The organism is Rhizobium sp. CBN3 (assembly GCF_030518245.1).
Taxonomy (GTDB): Bacteria; Pseudomonadota; Alphaproteobacteria; order Rhizobiales; family Rhizobiaceae; genus Rhizobium; species Rhizobium aethiopicum_A.
The window spans coordinates 31,392-47,185 of the sequence record NZ_JAULSE010000005.1 but is presented as its reverse complement, the minus strand read 5'-3'; the positions used below and the strand labels follow the sequence as shown (position 1 = coordinate 47,185).

Here is a 15,794-nt window from a genome sequence, read left to right as displayed (position 1 = left end):
CGTCAGTCTAGCCGTTAGCGCCGGCGCGCCATTGATCTGGATCAGCGGGCGCGAAGAACGGACAGCGCTTCATCGGCGATCACCTGTTCTTCGTCCGTGGCAATGACATGGGCGACAATGCGGCTTTCCCTGGTGCTGATCGTGAAACCATTGGCGGCATTGGCCTTCTCGTCGATCGAAAGGCCAAGCCAGGACAGGCGTTTCGCCACGCCGGCGCGGATTTCCGGCTGATGCTCGCCTATGCCGGCGGTGAAGACGACGGCATCGAGGCCGCGGAGGGTTACCGCCATGCGGCCGATCTCGCCGGCAATGCGCAGTGTGAAAAGGTCGATCGCCTGGCGCGCTTCCGGCCGGCCGTCCTTCAACAGATCGCGCGTGTCGGCGCTGATGCCAGAGACGCCGAGCAGGCCTGAGCGGTGATAGAGCAGATCCTCGATCTCACCCAGGGACCGTTTTCTCTCTCCTGCCAGGTGCAGGATCACGCCGGGATCGAGGCAGCCCGGGCGTGTCGCCATCGGGATGCCGTCGAGGGTCGAAAAGCCCATGCTGCAATCGCGGCTGATGCCGTCTTCCATCGCACAGAGGCTGGCGCCGCTGCCGAGATGGGCGACCACAGCCCTTGCCGTATGCGGCGCCTTGCGAGCGAGTTCACTGGCGATGAACTTATAAGAAAGCCCGTGGAAGCCGTAACGCTTGATGCCCTCCTCATGCAGGAAACGGGGTATGGCGAGGCGGCGAACGAGATCGTCCTGCGTGGCATGGAAGGCCGTGTCGAAGGAGGCTGTCTGGACAAGATGCGGCTTCAGGTGACGGAGCGCGCGGATGAAGCGCAGCGCTTGCGGTTGGTGCAGGGGAGCGAGCGGGATCAGCGCTTCGATCCCATCGGTGGCGGCGTCATCAAGCGCGACGGCGCTCATGAAGCGCTCGCCGCCATGGACGACGCGGTGGCCGGCTACGGCTGCGGCCGCCATGTCGAAATGATCGGCGAGACGCGTGAAGGTCTCGTCGATGACCCCGTGCAGATCGTCCGTCACCTCCGCCTTCAGCGGCATATCGAATGTCTGCTCTCCCTTGGTCAGGCCGAAGCAGAGCGGCTCGGCGCGGAGATCGATGACGCCCCTTCCGAGGTGTCGTGCCTCGGCACCATCGATCGAGAAGACGCCGACCTTCACAGTCGATGAGCCGGCGTTGAAGGTCAGGAGGAGGTCGGTGGATGACATGTCTTCAGAGACTCCGCACAGTCGTCACGATCCCCGAACTTAGCGCCGAAACTCCCGCTGGAAAGGTATGGCCGCCCATGCGCAACATGCTGACGGTGTGTGGCGGCCGACAGAAATGCCAAAGCTTGGGGCAGTTTTGTTGAATTACGCTAGGGTCAGCCCGTCGACGCCAGATTGGCGTTGCGATCGCGGATGAAGATGCTTGCCTCGGCGGCGGGCATCGCCTTGCCGAAAAGATAGCCCTGGCCGATGTCACAGCCGAGCTGCAACAGGAACGCAAGCTGGCCATGCTCTTCGACACCTTCCGCAGTCGTCTTGATGTTGAGGCTTCTGCCGAGGCCAAGCATGGCGCGGACGATTTTTTCCTGGCGTTCGTCATCGCGATAGGTGGCGATGAAGCTTTTGTCGATCTTGATCTTGTCGAAGCGGTAGCGGGCGAGCTGGGCGAGGCTCGAATAGCCCGTGCCGAAATCATCGAGGGCGATCTGAATGCCGGCCGCATGCAGCTCTTCGAGAATGACGGCGGCGATAGCGGGATCCTGAATCAGCGCGTTTTCGGTGATCTCGACCTCCAGGCGTTGCGGCGGCAGCCGGCTTGCCGAAAGGACTTTGAGGATGCGGGACGTCAGCAGCCTGTCTTCCATCTGTACCGGCGAGACGTTGAAGGACAACGTGACATGCGCCGGCCAAGTGAGCGCATCGCCGCAGGCCTGCGCAAGGAGATCCTCGAACAGGGGGGTGATCATCCCGGTTTCCTCGGCAATGTCGATGAAAACAGGCGGCGGAATATTGATACCATCCTCGCCGACCCACCGCGCGAGGGCTTCGAAACCGCAAAGCTGGCCCGTTTTCAAATCAATCAAAGGTTGATAGAAAGGCATGATCGCCTTGTCGGCGATTGCCGCGCGCAGCCTGCTTTCCAGAGAGGCGCGTTCCGTTACCTTGTCCTGCATCGAAGTTTCGAAGACAAGATAATGGTTAGGGCCTCGTGATTTGGCCTCATACATGGCGAGATCCGCACGGTGGGCGGCGTCTTCCAGCGGCTCGCTACCCTCAAGCCAGCGATCATAGCCGACGCTGGCGCCGACTTCGACGGCAAAGCCATCGATATGGATCGGCCGGGTGACGGCCTGGATCAGCAACTTGGCGAAACGCTCCTCGCGCTCTGCCGTCAGGGAAAAGGCGACGATGATGAATTCGTCACCGCCGAAGCGGTAAACGCAATCCGCGTTGCCAAGCGCGCAGATGCGTCTGGCAACTTCGACCAGCAACACGTCGCCGCCCTTGTGGCCGACGAGATCGTTGACTTTTTTGAAGCCGTCGAGGTCGACGGAGAAGATCGTGACGTTGTCGTCCCATTCCTCGATCTCGGCCTCGCCGCTTCTGACTGGCCGTGAGAGGATTTTGCGCTCGAAGGCGTAGCGGTTCGGCAGCTTGGTCAGATGGTCGTGGGTTGCCGTCCAATCGGCCTTAGCCTGTTCAGTGGCGCGCAGCTCCATTTCCTTGCGCAGGTCGGCGATGCGCAGCACCGAATAGATGAAGCTCATCGCGCCAGCGATGCCGAGAGCCAGAACGAGCTTATCCGCCCCGTACTCGCCGAAATCGGTCATGAAGGAGACGAGGCGGTCGTCGAAGTGCAGCACCGTGCCGAGGATCCAGAGGGTTACTCCGAAAACCACAACCGACACGCATTGCCTTCCGGCCCTGCTTCGGAAAAACGCAGGCATTATCGCATTCTCCATCTCCACCCTCTGCCGGACTATCACGAAAATCTGAAATGTTCGTTGAAACCATAAGGCGAATTGTTGGAGGTGGCAGCCCGTCCGTTGCGGTGCTGTCGGGACGTAAGCCGCGCGCTACGGCGTTTCGCTGGTGCTGCTTCGAAGACTAGAGGATGTCCGGATTCAAGACGAGGGGAGCCCCACGAAAGAACGAGGGCGAGCGTGCTGTCGCATCGCTCGCCCTGTCTCGCTCTTCACGCGGTGACGATCAGCAGCGGAACGCTGACGACCAGACCGACCATAACTAAGGTGAACGTCACGACCCTCATCAAGCGCAGGCGCCGCGTACGCTCCCCACTCCAATCATATGCCATAGCTTCCGTCTCCTTGGGACAAGGAAGTAGTCCCGGTCAGACCCGGTTCAATAGAGATGACGCGATTTGCTTGCGTAAGGCTGGATAGTATGAGGGATGTCTAATTCTCTAGAGGCGCAGCGACCAGCGATGTCCATTGCTGGTCATCCGAACGACCACCAGCGGCTCGACATCGACGAGCCAGAAGGAGGGGAGGGGAGCCTGAAGCACATGCGCAATCGCTGTTCTTATAATCGATGCGTGGGTGACGGCTATCACATGGCCGCCGAGCGTGGATTGCTCATCCATCCAGCCGGCGACGCGCGTCCGCAGACCGAGAAAACTGTCGCCGCCATGTGGGGCGGCTTCCGGATCGCTCATCCAAGCCATGAGGTTCTCCGGCTCTTCGGTGCCGATTGCCGCAATCGGCCTGCCGGCCCAGCGGCCATTGTCGCAGTCGGCAAGCCGCTGTTCTATTTGAGCGTCGAGACGGAGGGCTGTAGCGGTCTGGCGAGCACGCAAAGCCGGGCTCGTGACGATCCGGTCGGCGCGAGGCAGGGCAGTCATCCCGGCGGCTTCTTCAGAGGCCTTGTCTTCCAGCGGCTCATCCAGCGGGAACAGGGCCTTGCGGCTCGCCGCCGTGGCGCCGTGACAGATCCAGGTGAGGCGGGTATTCACGGTTGTTCCGATCTTCGCAATACGGTGGGGACGACCCTTCGCCGGCGTCTCGAAGTTTCGTTGACAGTCTCTTCGGCGTCCAGATATAACCGTGCTGTTGCGGGTTTGGAAGCCGGTGGAAATCCGGCGCGGTCGCGCCACTGTGACCAGCGTTTCGAAGTTCTTTACGCTGGAAGTCAGACCCTGCCGCACAACACTCTTTCGACTGAACGCGTCATTCCGGAGGGATACATGTCTGACACCACTTTCGCGCCCGTTGCGGCACCGGCGCCAATCCCTGTAGGGGAAATCCTGCCCTGGGCGGTTTTCGGCGGCCTGCTGATGCTCATCGTTCTTTATTTCGTCGGCACCGAGGAAGGCGCGATGGCGCTGTTCAACGGCATGTATGTGCACGAATTCGTGCATGACGGCCGCCATCTCCTGGGCTTTCCCTGCCACTAAAGCGCATCGCGATCTTTCAGATTCGCTTCTCACGCTTTAGGTCTTTGTTTACGCATGTCGTTATCGCAAAACTGCTGCACACTTTTGTGCGACATGCTTAGTGGAATATTGAGATGGTTGGAAAGCTTCTGCTTCGCGGCATGCTCGCGGGCCTGATTGCTGGCATCCTCGTTTTCGCTTTCGCCCATATCTTCGGCGAGCCGCTGGTCGATGCGGCAATCGCCTTCGAGGAGGCGAAAGCCCAGGCGGCGGGCGAAGCTGCCGAGCCTGAAATTGTCAGCCGCGCCACGCAGGCCGGTCTCGGCCTCTTCACCGGCGTCATGGCCTACAGCATCGCCGTCGGCGGGCTTTTTTCGCTCGCCTTCGCCTTCGTACACGGCCGCTTCAGCAGCCTATCGGCGCGCGGCACTTCGGCCGTCATCGCCATTGCCGCCTTCGTGGCGGTCGTGCTCGTTCCCGGCATCAAATATCCGGCCAACCCGCCAGCTGTCGGCAATCCCGATACGATCGGCGTCAGGACCGAACTGTTCTTCCTGATGATCGTCGTTTCGCTCGCCTCGCTGGTTGCCGCGATCGCACTGTCGCGCCGGCTTGGCGAGCGCTTCGGTCTCTGGAACGGCGCGATCATCGCCGGCATCGCCTATCTCGTCTTCATCGGCTTCGTGCTCTATCTGCTGCCGCCGATCAACGAGGTGCCGGAGAATTTCTCGGCGATGGTGCTCTGGCGGTTCCGCACGACCTCGCTCGGAATGCACGCGATCCTATGGGCAACGCTCGGTCTTTGTTTCGGAGTGCTGGCAGAAAGGGGTCTTGCCGCCAGGAGTGGACCGCGGCCGGCGTTCCGGTGATGCGGCAAATCGGCAGGTTTGCTTTTCTCGGTCTCATCGCGAGCCTATTACCAATGTTTATCGGAAGTGCCCTCGCCCATGGGGGCAGCTCTGGCGGCTCCCATGCCGGGCTCGATATTCCGGCAATTTCCCACGGCGAGATGGCGGTCATTTCGGAGTATCGGAGCAGCATCAGCATGCTGGCGTCACGGGCGGCCGATACGAACGAACCGTTCCGGCGTGTCCTGAACTACTCGGAAATCCAGTATTCCTATTGCCTCTGGGGACGGATGCCGGGCAGCGTGACGGACGAGGAGAGCCCTTTCAACGAATGCGCCCATGCCTATCTCGCGGCGACGAAAGCCGTGCTGATGGCGATGCGTGAGATGCCGCGGGAGGCAACCGCGGCGGGCGAAATCATCTCGGCCATCGACGCCGAGATGGCGGGCCGCGGACTTGCCTTCATCACCTGCCAGTTCAGCGGCGAGGCATTCAACACCGCCAATATCGTCAGGCCGAGCTGGAGCAAGGTGCCGCTTCATCCTGCCAGCATGGTCTCACTGACGGGGTTGGCCGCTCTGTTTGGTCTTGCCGTTCTTGCACTACGCCGCGTCTCGCGGCCGAAGGCTCAGTCGTCGGAATAGCGCTGCTCGCGCCACGGATCACCATGCATATGGTATCCGTTCTTTTCCCAGAAGCCGGCCTCGTCGGCGGCGATTAGCTCGATGCGGCGCAGCCACTTGGCGCTTTTCCAGAAATAGAGATGCGGCACGACGAGCCGCATCGGGCCGCCGTGCTCCGGTGTCAGCGGCAGGCCTTCCCAGGAGGTTGCCAGGATCGCATCCTCGGCGGCGAAATCGGCGAGCGGCAGGTTGGTGGTATAGCCGTCGTAGCTCGTCAGCATGACGTAGGCTGCTTCCGGTTTCGGCATGGCGCGATCGAGCAGATCCCGCGTCGAAACGCCGTTCCATTTGTTATCGTAGCGTGACCAGGTGGTGACGCAGTGAATGTCGCTCACCCCAGTGCTCTGTTCGATCGCCTGAAAATCGGTCCACGTGAGGGTGAGTGTCGTTTCGACCAGGCCGCGTACTTCAAGCCGCCAGCTCTCGGTTGAAATGACCGGTTGCTGGCCGAGATCGAGCACCGGCCAGTTCTTGACCAGGTGCTGGCCGGGCGGCAGGCGCTCGGCCTCGGGCCTACTGATGCGCCCGGTCAGGAACTTGCCCTCTGACGCCCAACGGCGCTTGGAGCTGGTGAGCTTGCTGTCGGCGGGCGTCTGGTCGTCGCTCATGAACGGGTCTCCTTGCGGTGCAGCAATAGGATATCCGGCCCCGCCGAGTGTCAAGTTTCGGCGAGCCCTTGGAAATCCCTGCTTGCCTCATTAAACTAGGTCGGCGGGTATGCCTTGCTGGGGGAGTGAAGGCAGAAAGGGAGGAGCCGGATCTGTCTTCGAGATCTCGTGCCATCGCGGCGCTGCTGCTGGTGCCGCTCGTCATTTTCGCCTTCTTCACCTATGGAAGTGCGATTGCGACGCGCGCCTATATGCAGGAGGCTTCAGCGCAGGCGGGAACGGCGCTGCGCCTTGCCGTCTCGGCACTCAGCGGCCACCTCAACCGCTACGAGGCGCTGCCGGCGCTGATCGCCGATCATGACGATATCAAGGAACTGGTCAGCGCGCCCGACGACATGGCGCTTCGCGATGCGGCCAATCTCTATCTCAAGGAGATCAACGGGCTTTTGAAATCCTCCGATATTTATGTGGTGAAGCCGGACGGGGAGACGATCGCGGCGAGCAATTACGATGGCCCGGGAAGCTTCGTCGGCCAGAATTTCAACTACCGGCCCTATTTCCAGGAAGCGATCGAAGGCCGGCAAGCCCGGTTCTACGCTCTCGGCACCACGTCGCTAAAGCGCGGCTACTATTTCTCTGCGCCGATTAGGGTCGGCGCCGATATTCGCGGGGTCATCGTATTCAAGGTCGATATCGACATGATCGAATCCTCCTGGAGCGGCGGCGAATACAAGATCTTCGTCTCCGATCCCGAGGGCATCATCTTCATGTCCGGCAGTGCGGAGTGGCTCTATGGCGCGATCCTGCCGCTGACGGCCGATCGTATCGCACGCACCGAGGCGTCGCGGCGCTATGCCAATGCGAAGCTGACGGCGCTGCCGGTGACGCGTCATCGCTTCGAGCCGCATGATCTGATGACGCTGGCGAGCGATCGGCGCGCAAGCGAGTATCTGGTGCTGTCGCATTACATGCCGGCGGAGGACTGGACGGTGAATGTGCTGATGGAGACGAGCTCCATCCGCGCTCAGGCGCGCACCGCGCTTGTCGCCGTCTTTCTCATCCTTTGCATTGCCGGGCTTGCTGTGGCGGTCATTCGCCAGCGGCGGGCGCGACTTGCCGAGCGCATGCAGATGCAGGCCGAGGCGCGGGGCGAGCTGGAGCGGCGGGTGGAGGAGCGCACGGCGGATCTTGCCCGCGTCAACAGCCGCATCGAGGAGGAGATCGCGGAGCGGCGGTTGACCGAGCAGCAACTGCGCCAGACCCAGGCCGATCTCATTCAGGCCGGCAAACTCGCCGGACTCGGGCAGATGTCGGCTGCCCTTTCGCATGAATTCAACCAGCCGCTCGCCGCCGCCAAGACCTATACGGACAGCGCCTCAGTGCTGATCGATCGAGGCCGGACGGAGGAGGCGCGCGACAATATAAGGCGGATCGGCGGGCTGATCGACCGCATGGCCTCGATCAGCCGGCACCTACGCAACTTCGCCCGCAAACCGAACGAGAAGCTCGGGCCGGTCCCCCTCGACGAGGCGATGCGCGACACGCTGGAGATCATCGCCTGGCGGTTGAAGGCGGCGGACGCCGAGCTCCGGCTCGATCTCGGAACGCGGCCGCCGGTCGTGCGCGCCGGTTCGGTACGTCTGCAGCAGGTGCTGGTGAATGTTATCTCCAACGCGGCCGATGCGGTGGAAGGGCTGGATGACAGGCGCATCGAGATTTCGGCCCTCGAGGAGGCCGGCAAGGTGGTGCTGACGGTGCGCGATCACGGACCCGGCGTGCCGGCGGCAATCGCCGAGCGCATCTTCGACCCCTTCTTCACGACCAAGGGTGTGGGCAAGGGACTCGGCCTCGGGCTTTCGATCTCCTACAACATCGTCAAGGATTTCGGCGGCAGCCTGACGGCTGCCAATCATCCCGAGGGGGGCGCGATGTTCCGCATCGAGCTGCAATCGGCGGCAGGGTCGATGCCGGAGGCGGCGGAATGAACGATGCGAAGATCCTGCTGGTCGATGACGAAGAAGAGCTGCGCCGTTCGACGGCGCAGGCGCTGGAGCTCTCCGGCTTCAGCGTCGAGATCTTTTCGAGCGGCGATCATGTGCTGGAGCTGATCGGTTACAGTTTTCCCGGCGTTGTTATCAGTGATATCCGTATGCCCGGCATGGACGGCATGACTTTGATGCAAAAGATCCGTGAGATCGATCAGGAGGTGCCGGTCATTCTCGTCACCGGTCACGGCGACGTGCAACTTGCGGTGAAGGCGATGCGCGAAGGCGCCTATGATTTCATCGAAAAACCGTTCACGCCTGAAATGCTCGCGGGCGTCATCCGCCGGGCGATGGAGCGGCGCGGCCTGGTGCTCGAAAACCGGATTCTGAAAGCCGTCGCCGGAAAGCGCGACGATCTCGAGGCGCGGCTGCCGGGGCGCACCCAGGTGATGGTGGATCTGCGCTATCGCATCCGCGCGATCGGCGCCAGCGATGCGGATACGCTCATCGTCGGTGATACCGGGGCGGGCAAGGAGGTCGTGGCCCGCGCACTTCATGATATCAGCGCTCGGGCGAGCCGGCCGTTCATTGCTATCAATTGCGCCGCCCTGCCGGCAAATCTGATCGAGAGCGAGCTCTTCGGCCATGAGGCCGGCGCCTTTCCCGGCGCCGTCAGGCCGCGTTACGGAAAATTCGAACACGGGCGCGGCGGCACCATCCTGCTCGACGAGATCGGTTCCATGCCCTTCGACCTGCAGGCGAAGTTCCTGCGGGTGCTGCAGGAGCGGGTGATCTCCAGGCTCGGATCGAACGAGATCGTGCCGCTCGACGTGCGGTTCATCGCGACGAGCAAGGTCGATCTGGAGGCGGAGGTCGCGGCCGGCCGCTTCCGCGCCGATCTTCTTTACCGGCTGAACGTCGCGACGCTGCACGTGCCGTCACTGCCGCAGCGGCGGGCAGACATTCCGCTGCTCTTCCTGCAGTTGGTGCGGGAAGCGGCCGCCCGCTACGGCCGCGACGAGGTGGCCGTGCCGCCGGAGGTGATCTCCGACATCGCCCAGCGCGACTGGCCGGGCAACGTGCGTGAGTTGAGGAATGCCGCCGACCGGCTGGTCCTTGGGCTCGACAATGGCGGACGGCAGACCGAGGAGGCAACCGGACTTGCGGAGCGGGTCGCCGAATTCGAGCGAGGGATTATCGCCAGCGCGCTGGTGGCGCATGGCGGCAGCCTTAGGCCGGTTTATGAATCCCTCGGCATCTCCCGCAAGACCCTTTACGAAAAGATGCAAAAATATGGCCTCGACAAGCGGATGCTGACCACCGAAAGCTGACTTCGGGTTCCCGGTGGCATTCTCCGAGGGTAATGGTGCTGCAGCCCTGGAACGTCGCGCGATGGGTGGAAATCCACCCATCGCCTATGCCGTTTGTTTCCAAATCGACCCATGCTGCATTGCACTGCCGCAGAATCGTCTTGCGGACGCGACGGTAGTGATTGCGGCTCGATTTCTCCCGTCGGCAAATAGGCAATCCGAACCGGCGCGGAGGATGTGTCGGCGGGCTTGTTGTTTCATCAGGGAGGAAATGATGAAAATCCTGAAGGCCATGCTCGGCCTGACCGCGGCTGCCGCGGTCTCTCTTCTCGCCGGCGTCGCTTCGGCGCAAACCTATCCCGAGCGCACCATCACCATGGTCGTTCCCTTTGCGGCGGGCGGCCCGACCGATACCGTCGCGCGCCTGGTGGCTGAATCCATGTCGAAGGATCTCGGTCAGCAGATCGTCGTTGAAAATGTCGGCGGTGCCGGCGGCACGCTCGGCGCCGGCCGGGTGGCGAACGCTGACCCCGATGGCTACACCATTCTTTTGCACCATATCGGCATGGCGACCAGCGCCACGCTCTATCGCAAGCTCGCCTACGACACGCTCGGCGCCTTCGAGTATGTCGGCCTCGTCACCGAGGTGCCGATGACGATCGTCGCGCGCAAGGATTTCGAGCCTTCCGATCTCAAGGGACTGATCGATTATGTCAAAGCCAACAAGGACAAGGTGACCGTCGCCAATGCCGGCATCGGTGCGGCTTCGCATCTCTGCGGCATGATGTTCATGAGCGCCATCCAGACGCCGCTCACGACCGTTCCCTATAAAGGAACCGGCCCTGCAATGACGGATCTGCTCGGCGGCCAGGTCGATATCATGTGCGACCAGACCACCAACACGACGAAACAGATCAAGGGCGGCACGATCAAGGCTTACGCGGTGACCTCACCGAAGCGCCTCGACGTGCTGAAGGACGTACCGACGGCGGTCGAAGCCGGTCTGCCGGGCTTCGAAGTCGGCATCTGGCATGGAATCTACACGCCGAAGGGTACGCCGGCCGCGATCAACGAGCGCCTGTCGAAGTCGCTGCAGCTGGCACTGAAGGATCCGAATGTCGGCGCCCGCTTCGCCGAACTCGGCACGGCGCCGTCTTCCGATGCAGATGCGACGCCTGCTGCTTTGAAAGCCAAGCTCGAAAGCGAGATCGCCCGCTGGAAGCCGGTGATCGAGGCTGCCGGGGAATATGCGGACTAGTGAGGGATGTGCCAGGAATAGCCTTCACTCTGACCCTCTCCCAGCAAACGGGGAGAGGGGACCTGCCCTGAGCAATCGCGGAAAAGGCGAGAGGCTTGCGGCTTCTCCCCGCAAGCGGGGAGAAGGTGCCGGCAGGCGGATGAGGGGCAATCGCTGCAGCGTCACGTGAACCATCTCCAACTCCAGGAGACACCATGAAATCCATCAGTCTCGATAGTACCAATGCGATCTGCGGCGCGCTTTTCATCGCGACCGGCGCTTTCTTTGCCTATCAGTCGGTCGGGCTCGACCTCGGCACGGCATTGCGCATGGGTCCCGGCTATTTCCCGTTCATTCTTGCGTGCGCGCTGATACTTCTCGGCGCGATCATCTTCATTCAGGCGCTGCGTGTGGAGGGGGAGCCGGTCGATCCCTTCGCCTGGCGCGGCATGCTCTTCATTCTGCCGGCTCCCGTTTTCTTCGGATTGACGGTGCGCGGGCTTGGATTTGCGCCGGCGCTGTTCTTCACAGCCTTCATCGCGTGCTTTGCGTCGCGCAAGATGAACCTGGTGTTCGCGGTCATCCTGTCGCTGCTGCTGACGATCTTTTCGGTCGCCGTCTTCAGCTATGGGCTCGGACTGCCGTTCGAGCGGTTCGGCCCCTGGGTCCGGTTCTAGGAGGCGACGATGGATCTTTTCAGCAATCTCGCGCTCGGCTTTGCCACGGCGGCAACGCTCGACAATCTTCTCTTCTGCCTGATCGGCGTGCTGCTCGGCACGCTGATCGGCGTGCTGCCCGGCATCGGCGCCACGGCGACGATCGCCATGCTTTTGCCGATCACCTTCCAGCTTGAGCCGGTCTCCTCACTCATCATGCTCGCCGGCATCTATTACGGCGCGCAATATGGCGGCTCGACAACGGCGATCCTCATCAACATGCCGGGCGAATCCTCGTCTGCCGTCACCGCGATCGACGGCTATCAGATGGCGCGGAAGGGCAGGGCGGGGGCGGCGCTGGCGATCGCGGCCCTCGGCTCGTTCTTCGCCGGAACGGTCTCGACCTTTCTCGTTGCGGTCTTCGCGCCGCCGCTGACCGACATCGCACTGCAATTCGGGTCGGCTGAATATTTCTCGTTGATGATCGTCGGCCTCGTTTCCTCGATCGCGCTGGCTCATGGCTCAGTTGTCAAGGCCTTGGCGATGGTGGCGCTCGGACTGCTGCTCGGCCTCGTCGGCACCGATATCTATACCGGCACGCCGCGTTTCACGCTCGGCATCCGTGAATATGCCGACGGGCTGAATTTCGTGGCGCTCGCCGTCGGCGTCTTCGGTGTCGCTGAAATCCTGCGCAATCTCGAGGGAGAGTCGACACGCACGGTGCTGATGGCCAAGGTATCGGGTCTCTTGCCTTCGCGCCAGGAATTCAAGGAGATGATCGCGCCCATCATCCGCGGCACCGCGATCGGTTCGGCGCTCGGCATCCTGCCGGGTGGCGGGGCGATCCTCGCCTCCTTCGCCTCCTACACGGTGGAAAAGCGCTTGTCGAAGACGCCGAAGGAATTTGGCCAGGGCGCTGTCGCCGGCGTCGCAGGGCCGGAATCGGCCAATAATGCCGGCGCGCAGACCTCATTCATTCCGCTGCTGACGCTCGGTATTCCGGCTAATCCCGTCATGGCGCTGATGATCGGAGCGATGATCATCCAGGGCATCGTGCCGGGCCCGAACGTCGCCACCGAGCAGCCGGCGCTGTTCTGGGGCATCATCGCCTCGATGTGGATCGGCAATCTGATGCTCGTCATCCTTAACCTGCCGCTGATCGGGCTCTGGGTGAAGCTTTTGACGGTGCCTTATTACGTACTCTTCCCCATCATCATGGCCTTCTGCTCGATCGGGGTCTACAGCGTCAATTCCAACGTCTACGACCTCTATGCCGTCGCCTTCTTCGGCCTCATCGGGTATGTGCTGGCCAAGCTCCGCTGCGAGCCGGCGCCGCTGCTGCTCGGCTTCGTGCTCGGGCCGTTGCTGGAAGAGAATCTCAGACGCGCCATGATCCTGTCGCGCGGTGACCCCAGCACCTTCATCACGCGGCCGATCAGCGCCACGCTTCTGGCAATCGCGGTCGCCGTACTGATCGTCGTCTTCCTGCCGAGCGTCAGGAAGAAGCGCGAGGAGGTGTTCGTCGAAGAAGCATAGAGCATGATGCCGAAAAGTGTCAGCGGTTTTCGGACGACATCATGCTCTAAGTCTTTAATTGAGAACAGGATTCAGATTTTAGGCCTAGCCTAAAATCATCCTGTTCAGGGGTTGAATTCGCGAGTTGTTTGATGAACAACGAATGATCTGACGCGGGCGCCGTTCGGGCGCCCGTTTCACATGGAGGGATATCCAGGCCCATGAGCATTCCTGCCCGGATCAAGGACGATCTGCCGTTCCTCACCGCCTTGCGCCGCGATCTGCACGCCCATCCGGAACTCGGTTTCGAGGAGGAGCGCACCGCCGGTATCGCCGCAAAGCTTCTCGATGAGGCCGGCATCGCCGTGCATCGCGGGCTTGCCGGCACCGGCGTGGTCGGCACGCTGCAAGTCGGCAATGGCACGCGCAGGATCGGGTTGAGAGCCGATATGGATGCGCTCGCCATGCCTGAGATCGCGGAGCGGCCCTATAAATCGACCGTACCGGGAAAGATGCATGCCTGCGGCCATGACGGGCATGCGGCAATGCTGCTTGGCGCTGCACGGCATCTGGCGGCGACGCGGAATTTTTCCGGCACCGTGCATTTCATCTTCCAGCCGGCCGAAGAGGGGCGCGGCGGGGCGAAGCGCATGGTCGAGGAGGGGCTCTTCCGGCTTTTCCCCTGCGATGCCGTCTATGGCCTGCACAATATGCCGGGGCTTGCGGTCGACGAGATCGCCGTGGCCGAGGGACCGCAGCTCGCCTCCTCCGACAGCTGGCGCATCACCTTTCGCGGCGTCGGCACGCACGGCGCCAAGCCGCATCTCGGCCGCGATCCGATCACGGCAGCCGGTACTTTCCTGTCATCGCTGCAGACGATCGTTGGCCGCGTTGTCGACCCGCTGCAGCCGGCGGTCGTCAGCGCCTGCTTCCTGCAGGCGGGCGATGCCAAGGCGTTGAACGTCATTCCCGATATTGTGGAGATCGGCGGAACGGCACGGGCCTATTCGCCTGAGGTGCGCGACCAGCTGGAAACCGAAATCGGTCGGCTGGCGAGTGGGACGGCTGCGATGTACGGCGTATCAGCCGATTATCGTTTTGAGCGGCGGATACCATCTGTCGTCAATGATGCGGATGCGACATCACGGGCGCTTGCCGCCGCCGGCACCGTCTTTGGTGAAAAAGTGCGGAGGAGTTTTCCGCCATCGACAGCCGGAGATGACTTTGCCTTCTTCGCGCAGCACGCGCCGGGCTGTTATGTCTGGCTGGGCAACGGGCCGGCGGTCGATGGGGCGCTGCATCACAACACGGCTTATGATTTCAACGATGAGGCGCTTGGATACGGGGCGGCTTACTGGGTGGCGTTGGTGGAGGGGGAGTTGAAGGTTTAAGCGATGTCCATTGCTCCGTTTTCGCTGTTTTGCGGCGCTGTGGCAGTCACGCACGACTATTCGGAAGTGAGACGTCGTTCCACGCTAGTTGACCGGCCAGACAAATAGCAGCGCCGGCACGCTAACGAGAATGATCAACGCCGACAGCGGCAAGCCGAGACGCGGATATTCGGAAAACTTGTAACCGCCGGGACCGAAGACGAGCGTGTTGCATTGATGGCCGACAGGCGTGAGGAAGTCGCAACCCGCGCCAATGGCTACCGCCATCAGGAAGGCTTCCGGTCTGAAGCCTAGACCCGTTGCAAAGCTGGCGGCGATCGGCGCCATGACAAGGACCGTCGCGGCGTTGTTGAGGAAGGGCGTAACGGCCATGGCGGTCACCAAGATCAGGCCGAGCGCACCCCATGCCGGCAGATTCATCGCCGCCCCACTCAGCCAGCCGGCAATCAAATCGCTGCCGCCGGAGGTGCGCAAGGAGTCCGAGGCGGGAATAAGGGCCGCGAGCAGCACGAGGATCGGTCCATCAACCGATTTATAGACATCGGCAAGTGGAACAGCTCGAAAAACGACCATGCCCAGGGCGGCTGCGAAGAAGGCCATCGGAACCGGCGCGAGGCCGACCGCGGTCGTTGCCATCGCGAGCGCCAGGATAAGAAGCGGAATGAAGGCGCGGCGGCGGGTGCCGAGCAGCACCTCTCGCTGAGCGAGTGGCAGCAGGCCGAAATCCTGCATATAAAGATTGCCATCATGAGAGCGATAACAGAAAATGAGATTATCTGTTGTGTTGTCATGCGGACCTGGGAAAAAGGCTGGGATGTCGCCGACAACCGAGCGGAAGAGGATATTCAGAAACGCTGTAATGTTGCGCAAGTTCCTCGGCACCACACTCCCGGCGCTTTGAACTCCCGAATCCAACGTCTTGCGAGAGCGCACAATACACCTGCTTGATCAAGGCGCACCACCGCCGCCTCTGAGGTCTCCCCAGATGACGGCTGAAAATGTCGTCCTTCAACCGGCGCCGAAGACACACTGCCACCATCGACCGGGCCAGCGATTGCGCGAAAAATGTATGGGACGCAACAACGACAGCCGATATCATGGTCGTTGACGGAACAATTTTTCCGGGAAAACTCTGGCTCATGGCCGAAAAAACTCAACCTCCGATAAGG

Annotated in this window: 13 protein-coding genes, 1 pseudogene and 1 riboswitch; of the genes and pseudogenes, 9 read left to right on the top strand and 5 right to left on the bottom strand. The window is 62.0% G+C overall.

Features of this window, described 5'->3' with window-relative positions; translation table 11 throughout:
- Window positions 1-41 precede the first annotated feature (41 nt).
- The 3 genes from QWJ46_RS09755 to QWJ46_RS09745 all read right to left on the bottom strand — a co-directional run bounded on the left by QWJ46_RS09755 (window position 42) and on the right by QWJ46_RS09745 (window position 3,972).
- Window positions 42-1,220, bottom strand: a complete 1,179-nt coding sequence (locus QWJ46_RS09755; RefSeq protein ID WP_302750954.1) for an acetate/propionate family kinase — start codon at window positions 1,218-1,220, stop codon at window positions 42-44.
- A gap of 155 nt (window positions 1,221-1,375) precedes the next feature.
- Entirely contained in the window at window positions 1,376-2,947 is a 1,572-nt protein-coding gene (locus QWJ46_RS09750; protein WP_302750953.1) for a bifunctional diguanylate cyclase/phosphodiesterase, read from the bottom strand.
- 476 nt (window positions 2,948-3,423) lie between these two features.
- On the bottom strand, window positions 3,424-3,972 hold the full coding sequence (locus tag QWJ46_RS09745; RefSeq protein WP_302750952.1) for a histidine phosphatase family protein: 549 nt from the start codon (window positions 3,970-3,972) through the stop codon (window positions 3,424-3,426).
- A 56-nt stretch (window positions 3,973-4,028) separates the two neighbouring features.
- A riboswitch (cobalamin riboswitch) is annotated at window positions 4,029-4,178 on the top strand.
- A 25-nt stretch (window positions 4,179-4,203) separates the two neighbouring features.
- Between QWJ46_RS09745 and QWJ46_RS09740 the strand changes: the two genes are divergently transcribed.
- The 3 genes from QWJ46_RS09740 to QWJ46_RS09730 all read left to right on the top strand — a co-directional run bounded on the left by QWJ46_RS09740 (window position 4,204) and on the right by QWJ46_RS09730 (window position 5,884).
- Window positions 4,204-4,413: a CbtB domain-containing protein gene (locus QWJ46_RS09740; RefSeq protein ID WP_085779300.1), complete on the top strand. Its 210-nt coding sequence runs from the start codon at window positions 4,204-4,206 to the stop codon at window positions 4,411-4,413.
- A 113-nt stretch (window positions 4,414-4,526) separates the two neighbouring features.
- On the top strand, window positions 4,527-5,261 hold the full coding sequence (locus tag QWJ46_RS09735; RefSeq protein WP_302750951.1) for a CbtA family protein: 735 nt from the start codon (window positions 4,527-4,529) through the stop codon (window positions 5,259-5,261).
- Window positions 5,262-5,314: 53 nt separating this feature from the next.
- On the top strand, window positions 5,315-5,884 hold the full coding sequence (locus QWJ46_RS09730) for a hypothetical protein (RefSeq protein ID WP_302750950.1): 570 nt from the start codon (window positions 5,315-5,317) through the stop codon (window positions 5,882-5,884).
- On the opposite strand, the gene QWJ46_RS09725 is transcribed toward QWJ46_RS09730, so the two are convergent.
- Window positions 5,869-6,531: a sulfite oxidase-like oxidoreductase gene (locus QWJ46_RS09725; protein ID WP_302750949.1), complete on the bottom strand. Its 663-nt coding sequence runs from the start codon at window positions 6,529-6,531 to the stop codon at window positions 5,869-5,871. The two genes, QWJ46_RS09730 and QWJ46_RS09725, sit on opposite strands and share 16 nt — an antisense overlap.
- A gap of 125 nt (window positions 6,532-6,656) precedes the next feature.
- On the opposite strand from QWJ46_RS09725, the gene QWJ46_RS09720 reads away from it, so the two are divergent.
- The 6 genes from QWJ46_RS09720 (at window position 6,657) to QWJ46_RS09695 (ending at window position 14,625) form a co-directional block, all read left to right on the top strand.
- Window positions 6,657-8,516: an ATP-binding protein gene (locus QWJ46_RS09720; RefSeq protein ID WP_368046080.1), complete on the top strand. Its 1,860-nt coding sequence runs from the start codon at window positions 6,657-6,659 to the stop codon at window positions 8,514-8,516.
- Entirely contained in the window at window positions 8,513-9,847 is a 1,335-nt protein-coding gene (locus tag QWJ46_RS09715) for a sigma-54 dependent transcriptional regulator (RefSeq protein ID WP_302750947.1), read from the top strand. The genes QWJ46_RS09720 and QWJ46_RS09715 overlap by 4 nt, the downstream gene beginning before the upstream one ends.
- Window positions 9,848-10,100: 253 nt before the next feature.
- Window positions 10,101-11,084 (top strand): tripartite tricarboxylate transporter substrate-binding protein, encoded by a 984-nt coding sequence (locus QWJ46_RS09710; protein WP_302751174.1) that lies wholly within the window; start codon window positions 10,101-10,103, stop codon window positions 11,082-11,084.
- 194 nt (window positions 11,085-11,278) lie between these two features.
- On the top strand, window positions 11,279-11,740 hold the full coding sequence (locus QWJ46_RS09705; RefSeq protein WP_302750945.1) for a tripartite tricarboxylate transporter TctB family protein: 462 nt from the start codon (window positions 11,279-11,281) through the stop codon (window positions 11,738-11,740).
- A 9-nt stretch (window positions 11,741-11,749) separates the two neighbouring features.
- Window positions 11,750-13,255, top strand: a complete 1,506-nt coding sequence (locus tag QWJ46_RS09700) for a tripartite tricarboxylate transporter permease (protein ID WP_086083013.1) — start codon at window positions 11,750-11,752, stop codon at window positions 13,253-13,255.
- Window positions 13,256-13,455: 200 nt separating this feature from the next.
- Complete coding sequence (locus tag QWJ46_RS09695; RefSeq protein ID WP_302750943.1) at window positions 13,456-14,625, top strand: M20 aminoacylase family protein; 1,170 nt, start codon at window positions 13,456-13,458, stop codon at window positions 14,623-14,625.
- Window positions 14,626-14,709: 84 nt separating this feature from the next.
- Here QWJ46_RS09695 and QWJ46_RS09690 read toward each other — a convergent pair.
- Window positions 14,710-15,360 (bottom strand): annotated as a pseudogene (locus QWJ46_RS09690) (SLC13 family permease); the annotation flags it as partial.
- Between the last annotated feature and the right edge of the window lie 434 nt (window positions 15,361-15,794).